This is a genomic window from Allobosea sp. Leaf344 (genome assembly GCF_001426225.1).
GTDB lineage: Bacteria > Pseudomonadota > Alphaproteobacteria > Rhizobiales > Beijerinckiaceae > Allobosea.
In genome coordinates, this window is record NZ_LMRT01000002.1 from 1 (window position 1) to 406 (window position 406).

The following is a 406-nucleotide window of genomic DNA, read 5'->3' on the forward strand; positions in this document are numbered from 1 at the left end:
CGCGACCTTCGCCGAGCCCTTGGTGATCGGGATGTCGTCGCCCGGGAAATCATACTTCGACAGGAGCTCGCGGATCTCCATCTCGACCAGCTCGAGCAGCTCCGCGTCGTCGACCAGGTCGACCTTGTTCATGAACACCACCAGCGCGGGAACGCCGACCTGGCGCGCCAGCAGGATGTGCTCGCGGGTCTGCGGCATCGGGCCGTCGGCCGCCGAAACCACCAGGATCGCGCCGTCCATCTGCGCCGCGCCCGTGATCATGTTCTTCACATAGTCGGCGTGGCCGGGGCAGTCGACATGCGCATAGTGGCGGTTCGCCGTCTCGTACTCGACATGCGCCGTCGAGATCGTGATGCCGCGCGCCTTCTCCTCCGGAGCCTTGTCGATCTGGTCATACGCCGTGAAC

Annotated in this window: 1 protein-coding gene; it reads right to left on the minus strand. The window is 65.5% G+C overall.

Going from position 1 to position 406, the window contains the following annotated elements; all coding sequences use genetic code 11:
* Positions 1 to 406, minus strand: a 406-nt coding sequence (locus tag ASG72_RS05600) for a GTP-binding protein (protein WP_244488716.1), incomplete at both ends; no start/stop codon positions are given.